Here is a 9,279-nt window from a genome sequence, read left to right on the forward strand (position 1 = left end):
GGACACCCTCGCCTCAACCGCACCCGCCCAGGATACCGCGGAAACGGCGGAGGATCGGCGGAGGTGGGCTCGCGGGTTTGCGCGAAGCGGTGGAATGGGGACAGACTATGGAATTTGTTCCCCGGCTTTCGTACGACGGGCCGCGCCGGGGTCGGGAGGGGAGACGCTTGGCCCGACGGAGTCCGAAGCGCGGGAACCGACGGCTGCCGCCCGCGGGCGCCGATGCGGCGCTGCTCTCCGCGGATCTCGAGCGGTGGGCGGGGGAGCGCGTGGCGAGGAGCGGTCGGGAGACCGCGCTTATGGGAAAGGTCCAATCCCTCCGCCTCGGGCCCGACGGGAGGTTCCTCGAGGCCCGCGTGCGCGACTCCGGCCCGACGCCGTACCGCGTCGAGGTCGCCGCGACCGGCGGCCTCCTCGTGAGCCGCTGCAACTGTCCGTTCGACTGGGGCCCGGTCTGCAAGCACGCCGTCGCCGCGGTCGAGGCGCTCCGGTTCCCGCGGTTCGCACTGGCCACGCGGTCGAAGACGATACGTGGCGGGAAGCGAGGCGGCCGGATCGCGCGCGGCCGCGGCAGGATCGTGACGCCGGCGCCGCTCGCGTCGGGGACCCTCGTGGCCGGGGTGGCGGACTGGGCGCCGATCGCGGAGGAGCGGATCGCCCTGGAGCGCCACGAGGAGATCGCCGCGCGCCGGAAGCGCGCGCGCCGCGAGCGGGCGAGCGTCCGCCGGATCTCGGGGAAGGGAGGACCGCCGAGGTTCCTCGTGACGGGACGGGAGCCGGAGGCGCCGTACACGGTCGTGCTCCGCGGCGCGAAAGGCGATCTGGCCTCTTGCACCTGCCCCGATTTCGCCAAGAACGAGCTCGGAATCTGCAAGCACGTGGAGCGCGCGCGCGGCTGGTTCTCCCGAAAACGCAAGCGCTTCCCGGCGCGGGTGCTCTCCGTCTGGTGGCAGCCGAGGGAGTGGCCGCTCGGGCCCCCCGACCCGCTGAGGGAACTTCGCGCGGACGTCCCCGCCGGCGCGCTCCCCGACGATATCGCGACGCATTTCGGATCGGACGGATGGCTCCGCGAGCCGCCTCCCGGCACCCAACCGGTGGAATGGGCCCGGGCGGCAGTCGAGGCGGCGCGGTCGGCGGCGGCGGGGCGCGGACTCGTCCTGGATCTCGATCCCGCCGTCCAGGCGCGGATCCGGGAGGCGGGCGACGGCGAGGCCACGGGAGCGCGGCTCGCCACCGCGACCCGCGGCAGCGCGATCTGGTCCGACACCATCCCGGCCCTCGGCTTTCGTCTCCACCCGTACCAGGAGGACGGGGTCGAGTTCCTGGCGCGGCGCGGGAGGGCGTTTCTCGCTGACGACATGGGCCTCGGCAAGACCGTCCAGGCCGTCGCGGCGGCGCTCTTGCTCCGAAAGGCCGCGGGGGCCGCCCGAGCCCTCGTCGTCTGTCCCGCGTCGCTCAAGCACCAGTGGCAGGGGGAGATCGAGCGGGCCTGCGGGGAGCGCGCATCGGTCGTGGACGGGAGTCGCGCCTCGCGCCTCGTGACCTATCGCGGCTGGGACCGCGGGTTCCAGATCCTGAACTACGAGCTGGTGCTCCGAGATCTCGAGGCGATCCGCTCGGCTCACCCCGACCTCGTGATCCTGGACGAGGCCCAGCGGATCAAGAACTGGGAAACCAAGACTGCGAAGGCGGTGAAGCGTCTCGACAGCCCCTATGCGTTCATTCTCACGGGGACTCCGCTCGAGAACCGGCTGGGCGAGCTGCACTCCCTGGTGGAGTTCCTCCACCCCCGCGCGCTCGGGCCACGGTGGAGGCTGATCCCCCTCCACGTGGTGACCGACGCCACCGGCCGGGTGGTGGCCTACGAGGGGCTCGACCTGCTGCGCCGACGACTCGCGGGGCTGTTCGTCCGCCGCGAGCGCAAGGAGGTCCTCGACCAGCTCCCTCCGCGCATCGACCACACGTTCTGGACGGGGATGACGCCGGAGCAGTGGCGCCCGTACCGGCGGGAGGCGGCGCGCGTCGCGGCGCTCGTGGGCAAGAATCGGCCGCTCAAGCCCAGCGAAGTGCGGGTCCTCCTCCAGGCGCTGACCAGCATGCGGATCCTGTGCAACGCGCTCGGCCAGTACGCGTGGGACCGAACCGCCCGTCGGCTCGCGGCCTCACGCATCGCGACGCGGGACGACGTCAGGGCGATTCAGTCGCCGAAGCTCGAGGAATTCGTCCGGGTTCTAGAAGACCTTCTCGACCAGTCCGACGCCAAGGTCGTGATCTTCAGCCAGTGGGAGCGAATGCTGCGTCTGGGCCACTTCGTGGTCCGGGATCTCCTGGAGCGGCGGGGCGAGCGGGCGGAGATGTTCCACGGCGGCCTGGACGCGGGCGCCCGGACCCGCGTCCTCGAGGCGTTCCGGACGGATCCCGATCTTCGCGTCCTGTTCTCCACCGATGCCGGAGGTCTCGGCCTGAACCTCCAGGACGCCGCGTCGATCGTCGTGAACCTCGAAGTGCCCTGGAATCCGGCGGTCCTCGAGCAGAGGATCTCCCGCGTCCACCGGCTGGGGCAGCGCGCGAGCGTCCAGGTGCTGCACTTCGTGACGCGCGGAGCCATCGAGGAGCGCGTTCGGCGGGTGATCGAGGGGAAGCGGGCACTGTTCGAGGGACTCCTGGTGGATGAGGCCGACCGGATCGACCTGGACGAGGGAGGGCAGGTGTCGTTCGTCGAGCGGATCCGGAGCCTGACCGACGACGACGAGCCGCCGCCGGGACGCCTGGCCGTCAGCCCATGACGGGGAAGATCCCGCGGTGGAGGCCGGCACGGCGCGCCGACGCCGCGGCGTCGCGGATCTCCGCCGCGCTCGGCCCGCGGGCGAGACCGATCGCCGACCAGTCGCCTCCCGCCGGGCGGTATTGGTCCATGACGTTCACGTAGGTGTCGCGGGAGATCCCGGCGGACAGGAACCGCATCACCGCAGCGGTACCGGCACGCCCACCGGGGAGAACCAGGTGGCGAACCAGGAGGCCGCGCGTGGCGATGCCTCGCGCGTCGAGGACCAGGTCGCCGACCTGGCGGTGCATCTCCCTGAGCGCGGCGCGGGCGTGTGCGGGGTAGGAACGGACGCCGGACAGGCGGCGCGCGTCGATTTCGTCGCCGTACTTGAAATCCGGCATGTAGATGTCCACGACGCCGTCGAGGAGCCGGAGCACCGTCACCGACTCGAACCCCCCACAGTTCCAGACCACCGGCAGGTCGAATCCGTTCCGGCGTGCCTCGGCGAGCCCGTCGAGGATCTGAGGCATCACGTGAGTCGGGCTCACGAAGTTGACGTTGTGGCATCCGCGGGCCTCGAGGTCGAGGACGATCGCGGCGAGCCCCTCGGGGCTCACCGGTAGGCCGGCGGCGTCGCGGCTGATATCGTGGTTCTGGCAGAACAGGCAGCGCAGGTTGCAGCCCGACAGGAACACCGTGCCCGAGCCCGCGCTCCCGCTCAGCGGAGGCTCCTCGCCGTGGTGCGGACCGAACGTCGCGACGCGCGCGACGGCGCCGACGCGGCACGGGCCGACCTCTCCCGCCAGACGGCGGACCCTGCAATTCCGCGGGCAGAGCGTGCATGGAGAAAGAAGCCGCCTCGCTTCGGCGGCCCTGGCGCAGAGCCCCTCCACATCGAGCCGCACGCCGCCCCCCCCCCGCCCCGTGGGGAGAGCATAACACGAGGGACACCGCCGACGAACGATCTCGGCGCGGACGGCCGACGCGCTACCAGATCTCGAATTCCCGGACGAGGCGGACGCCGAATCGCCGGAGCACCTCGCCCTCGATCCGCTCCACGAGGGCGAGAACGTCGGCGGAGGTTCCTCGCCCGAGGTTCACGATGAAGTTCGCGTGCTTCGACGAGACTTCGAGATCGCCCACGCGGAGCCCCTTGAGACCGGCTCGCTCCACGAGTCTTCCCGCGAAGTCCCCCTCGGGCTTGAGGAAGACCGATCCGCAGGAGGGAAGATCGGTGGGCTGGCTGACGCGCCGAGCGGCGGCGTAGGCGGCGAGCCGCGCCCGGACGGCCGTGGGATCGTCGGGACGGAGGGCCAGGGTCGCGCCGAGGACGATGCTTCCCCGCCCGCGGAGCGATGTGGCTCGGTAGCCGAAGGCGCAGGCCGCGCGGGGGAGGGTCGTCTCGGCGCCGCCGGGTTCGAGGGTCTCCACCTCCTCGACGACGTTCCCGATCTCGTGCTCGTGCCATCCGGCGTTCATGATCACGGCGCCCCCCACCGTTCCGGGGATGCCGGCGGCGAACTCGAGCCCCGCGAGCCCCAGGGACGCGGCCAGGTTCGCGACGGCGGGAAGCGCGGCCCCGGCCCCGGCGTGGATCCGCGATCCTTCCGCTCGGATCTCTCCGAGCGCCCGGCGGAGACGAATGACGACCCCCCGGACTCCCTCGTCGCGAACGAGGAGGTTGGAGCCGTTCCCCAGCACCCGCCAGCGAGCCCCCACGGACTCGGCCCAGCAGAGCAGCAGCGCCAAGTCGTCGCGGTCGACCGGCGTCGCGAGGACCTCTGCGGGCCCGCCGATCCGCCATGTCGTGTATGCGGAGAGCGGCTCCTCGCTCAGGATCTCGCCGCGGAAGCCCGCGTCGCGCAGCTCGGACCGCAAGTGGGACGGCACCGGAGGATCGTAGCAGAACCCCCGGGGGCCGAGGGGCGGATCCGGCGCCGGGAACTCCCGCCGCCGCCTGCGGTCCAACCCGGGGTATGGAGACATCCTCGACAGACCGTGGCATGCTCGTGACGATGGAGCCACGGACGACGTCGGCCTTGGGTGACGCCGAGCGCGACCTTGTGGATCGCGCCCGACGCGGGGACAGGGGAGCGTTCGAGCGGCTCGTCTCGGAGCACGTCCGGCACGTGTGGCGCGTGGTCTGGCGGATCGTCCGGCACGACGCCGACGCCGAGGACGTGGTGCAGGAGGTCTTCCTCGCGGCCTGGCAGGGGCTCGCTGGTTATCGCGGGGAGTGCGCCTTCACGACCTGGCTCCACCGGATCGCGGTGACGAGAGCGCTCAACCATGTCGGCCGCTCGGGCGAGAGGCTGAGGCGCGCCTCCCGGCCGATCGACGCCCCTGCTGCGAGCGATCCGGACGGGGAGCCGCTGCTGGCGCGCCTCGCCGACGGCGGTCCCTCGCCGCTCCAGGCGCTCGAGGCGCGCGAACTGCTTCGGAGGCTGGCGGACTGCGTGTCACGCCTCCCCGCGGCGTGGCGCGCGGTCGTGGCGCTCCGGGACGGGGAGTCCCTCGCGTACGAGGAGATCGCCAGGGTCCTCGACGTCGCCCTCGGAACGGTCCGATCTCGTCTCGCTCGGGCGCGGTTCGCGCTGAAGGAATGCATGGAGGCCGCGGCGCCATGAGCCCTCTCGATCCGCGCCATCCGCACGAGCGGCTCTCCGCGCTGCTCGACGGCGAGCTCGATTCCTCGGAGCGGGCCGAGGTCGAGGCCCACCTCGGCGAGTGCGCCAGGTGCCGAGCGGTTCTCGAGGGGCTGCGGACGGTCGCCCGCGCGGCGGCCGGCGAGGAAACGCCGCCCGTGCCGGCGGGGCTCGTGGACCGCATCGGCTGGCGGCTCCGGTCGGGGAGGATGGAGGTGGCTCTCAGGCCCGCGCGACCTTGGTGGCGCGGGCCGGTCCCGCTGTCGGTCGCGGCGACCGTCGCCGCGTGCGGCATCCTGATCGGCGTGTGGCACCTGGAGCGGCGGGAGCCCGGGATCCCGGGGTTGCCGGTCGAGGCTCCGGCGGGGGATCGTCTCGAGAGGGACCAAGGCGCCGCGGGCCGCCCAGCTGCGCCGGCCGCTACCGAATCGGCAGGCGACAAGGGCCTCACCCCCGCGCCGCCGCGACGTCCTCCGAGGCGCGCGGCAACGCTCAAGGTCCTGTCTCCGCGCGCGCCGTCGGGGACCGCGACGAAGGGGCCGGAATCGAAATTCGAGCCGGTTCCCTCTTCTCGCGACGAGGGGACGGAGCCGGAAGCGACGGGTGGCGTGGTCGGCGGCGTGCTCGGCGGCGTGGTGGGAGGAGCCTTGAGCGAGCACGCGGCCGACCGCTCCACGGCCACCGCGGCAGCGCCCGAGACCGCGCGGCGCTCCCCGTCGCCGCAGCCGGTCTCCCCGGCGGGGGTCGAGGTCCGGAACGTCGTGAACTCGGGGCCGGCCCGGTGCGCGAGCGTGTGGATCGCCTCCCCCCCGACCGGGTGGCGATTGAGGAGCGCCGATCGGACGGCCGCGACGGAGGAGCTGGAGCGGCTCGCGGCCCGGCTCGGGGGAAGCGGGGAGAGGGTCGGGGAGGAGCCGATGGCGTGGCGTATCGAGGTGCCACGAGATCGCTGGCCCGAGCTGGCGGCCGCGCTTCGCGACTTCGGCGTCGCCGAGGCCGATCCGGAGGCCCACGTCCCTGAGACCGCCCCGTGCGCCGAGGTCCGCCTGACGATCCTCCCCTGAGCGGTGCCGCGTCAGCGCGCGTAGCGCTGGCGGAAGTCGTCGGCCTCCTTCTGGCGCCGCGTCTTCTCGGCGGGGTCCATCTTTCCGATGAACCACCGGTGGTCGCCGGAGCCCTTCACGCCTTCGACCCGCTTGGCGACCTCGACCGCGGCGGCGGCCCTTGCGCCGCCCTCAGCGCCGGCCTTCTTCAGGATCGCGTCCACCTGCGGGAGGAAATCGGTGTAGAACCTCTCGGCGACCTCGAAGAAGCCGTGCCACTGGGCGTAGTCGGGGGCGAACATCGCGGCGCCCATCCGCGCCCGCCGACCCTCGTGGTGCCAGAGCAGGTAGTAGGTCCACTCGACCTCGTCGTCGAACACCGGGTCCTTCGTGACGAGCCCGCCGTCCCGGAGCGCGTTGTAGATCTGGGTGGCCGGTAGCGCGAACTTGTCGTTGTAGAGCCCGACGATCCTGTCGTACTGGACGTAGTGCGCGTCCACGTACGAGGAGGTGTGGCAGTTCGTACACACCTTCCGCATGTCGGCGCGCCGCGACTCCCAGCTCTTGACCTCGAGCCCCTTCTTCTTCGCCGCGGCGTCCACACGCTCCGACACCGGTGGGCGGAGCGTCCAGGAGATCCGGTCGCCGACGTCATGGACCCGGGGAAGGTCGCCGGTGGCGCTCATGTGGCACGTGGCGCAGGTGGGGGCGGCGGTGTAGTCGAGTCCCAGGATCCACGCGGAGTTGTCCAGGTTCATCCGGGCCTGATGAGCCAGGAAGGCGATCCCGTGCTTGGACTCCTGGTAGATCTCCTTCTGCGGATGGTCCGGGCCGAGATGGCACTTGCCGCAGTTGTCCGGCATTCGGGCGAGCCGGGCCGAGAACGCATGCCGGGAGTGGCAGGCCGCACACGACCCCTTGCTCCCGTCGGGGTTGATCCGCCCGATGCCGCTGTTGGGCCAGGTGTCGGGATCGAGCTCTCCGCCCTCGAGGATCTTGACCGAGCCGCCGTGGCACTGCTTGCACCCGGTGACCGCGGCGGCGGGCCCCTCGACCACCTCCCCGAGGGTGTTGTCCAGCGACCCGAGGATCGCCCCTGCATCGGCGTGGTGCGACCGCTCGAACTGCTCGAACTCCTGCCGGTGGCAGCGCGAGCAGTCCTTCGGCGACACGATCACCGCAATGGTGAACCCGTTGTGCTCGATCGCGTCGGGGTCCTTCGGGTCGGCGGCATGGCACTCGTGGCAGCCGACGTCCGCGCCGAAGTGCTTGGAGGAGCGCCACTCGCCGGTCAGTCCCGGCATCTTTTCTTGGTGGCAGATGACGCATGCCGTGCTCGGCTCCGACAGCTCCGCGGACGCGGAGGAGGCGATACGTGGAATGGCGAGGAGGATCCCGAGGGCGGCGACGGAGGGTCTCATGGTGCGTCTCCTTGTTGGACCGGCTCCGAACGGCGGCCGAAGGCACCGTCGACGGGTCACATGGTGATCTCGGGACCCGCTCCCTCCTCGGCCTTCGCCCGCCGGGCGTCCCACAGCAAGAATGCGCCGAGGAAAAGGAACGCGACGAGCCCGACCCAGTTCTTCCCGGTCTCGCCGTAGTCGAGGGACCGCGCGAGGTCTCGGATCCAGGCGAGATCGAGCCACTTCGCCAGCGCGTCGAAGACCCCCGCGATCGCCCCGCCGGCGATGAAGCCCGACGCGATCAGCGTGCCACGGTTTCCCCGGGCGCGATCGAGCTTGGGGTCGCCCGATCGCCGCTTGACGAGCCAGCCGAACAGCGCGCCCGCCAGGATCGGCGTGTTCAGCTCGAGCGGGAGGTACATCCCGAGGGCGAACGCCAGGGGGGAGACGCCGATCATCATCACGACGACCGCGATCACCGCGCCGAGGCCGTAGAGGAACCAGGGCGCCTGCCCCGACTGCATCACCGACTGGATGACCGCCGCCATGGCGTTGGCCTGAGGTGCCGCGACCGGCGAGGCGTGCGCGGAGTCGACCACGTAGCCGTACGTGTGGGCGAACAGCATGATGACCCCGGTCACGGTCGCCGAGGCCAGAACGGACCCCCCGATGAGCGCCCATTGGATCCGGCGCGGCGTTCCGCCGATCCAGTACCCGACCTTCAGCAGCGTGACCATCGACCCGGTCATGGACAGCGCCGTGCAGACGACGCCGCCGATGAGGAGAACGCTGAGCGCTCCTTGCGGCCCGCGGAGACCGAGGCGCGGGAGGAGCACGGCGGAGATGATCAGCGTCGTGAGCGTCATCCCGGAGATCGGGGTCGTGCTGATCAGCGCCACCGCCCAAGCGGACACCGGAGCGAACAGAAACGAGATCACTAGGGTGATCAGGAGCGCCGCCAGCGCCGTCGAGGTCGCCGACTCGGTGCCGGCCAGGACGATGAACCGAAAGTAGAGGCCCATGACCGTGGCGAGCAGGATCGTGGCGGCGACCACGCGGCCCATCGGGATGTCCTGCTCGGTGCGCGGCGCCGCCGCGCCGCCGCTTCCTGCCTGCCGCAAGCGGGACATCTCGGTGAACACCTTGCCGATCGCCTGCCCGATCACCGGCGACATCTTGACGATGGAGAGGATCCCCGCGGAGAAGATCCCGCCGATCCCGATGTACCGGACGTAGTTGGAGAAGATCGCCTGGTAATCCATCCCGCTGATCGGCGGCGTGCCGGCGAAGAGCACGCCGCCCGGGACGAGGGGGCCGAGCCGGGCGAGCAGCGGTATGAACACGAAGTACGAGAGGAACGACCCCGCGCAGATGATGGACGCGTAGTTCACGCCGATGATGTACCCGAGGCCCAGAACCGC

7 protein-coding genes are annotated in these 9,279 nt (G+C 71.6%); 3 read left to right on the plus strand and 4 right to left on the minus strand.

Annotated features, from left to right (window positions below):
- Positions 1 to 167: 167 nt before the first annotated feature.
- The gene (locus tag LAO51_02985; GenBank protein ID MBZ5637703.1) at positions 168 to 2,786 is read left to right on the plus strand and encodes an SWIM zinc finger family protein; all 2,619 of its coding nucleotides are present in this window, start codon (positions 168 to 170) and stop codon (positions 2,784 to 2,786) included.
- Here the strand turns inward: LAO51_02985 and LAO51_02990 are convergent.
- Together LAO51_02990 and murB are read right to left on the minus strand one after the other, a co-directional pair.
- Positions 2,776 to 3,672, minus strand: coding sequence for a radical SAM protein (locus tag LAO51_02990; GenBank protein MBZ5637704.1), 897 nt, complete (start codon positions 3,670 to 3,672; stop codon positions 2,776 to 2,778). The genes LAO51_02985 and LAO51_02990 overlap by 11 nt on opposite strands.
- Before the next feature lie 82 nt (positions 3,673 to 3,754).
- A complete protein-coding gene (gene murB / locus LAO51_02995; GenBank protein MBZ5637705.1) occupies positions 3,755 to 4,657 on the minus strand; it encodes a UDP-N-acetylmuramate dehydrogenase in 903 nt (300 codons plus the stop codon).
- 113 nt (positions 4,658 to 4,770) lie between these two features.
- On the opposite strand from murB, the gene LAO51_03000 reads away from it, so the two are divergent.
- Both LAO51_03000 and LAO51_03005 read left to right on the plus strand, forming a co-directional pair.
- A complete protein-coding gene (locus LAO51_03000) occupies positions 4,771 to 5,394 on the plus strand; it encodes a sigma-70 family RNA polymerase sigma factor (protein MBZ5637706.1) in 624 nt (207 codons plus the stop codon).
- Positions 5,391 to 6,476, plus strand: a complete 1,086-nt coding sequence (locus tag LAO51_03005) for a zf-HC2 domain-containing protein (protein MBZ5637707.1) — start codon at positions 5,391 to 5,393, stop codon at positions 6,474 to 6,476. Before LAO51_03000 ends, LAO51_03005 begins: the two co-directional genes overlap by 4 nt.
- Before the next feature lie 11 nt (positions 6,477 to 6,487).
- On the opposite strand, the gene LAO51_03010 is transcribed toward LAO51_03005, so the two are convergent.
- Together LAO51_03010 and LAO51_03015 are read right to left on the minus strand one after the other, a co-directional pair.
- Complete coding sequence (locus tag LAO51_03010; GenBank protein MBZ5637708.1) at positions 6,488 to 7,876, minus strand: hydroxylamine oxidoreductase; 1,389 nt, start codon at positions 7,874 to 7,876, stop codon at positions 6,488 to 6,490.
- A 56-nt stretch (positions 7,877 to 7,932) separates the two neighbouring features.
- The coding region (locus LAO51_03015) for an OPT/YSL family transporter (protein MBZ5637709.1) at positions 7,933 to 9,279 on the minus strand (1,347 nt) is incomplete at its 5' end.

It is taken from the genome of Terriglobia bacterium, from assembly GCA_020073205.1.
In the GTDB taxonomy this organism is placed as follows: Bacteria; Acidobacteriota; Polarisedimenticolia; order Polarisedimenticolales; family JAIQFR01; genus JAIQFR01.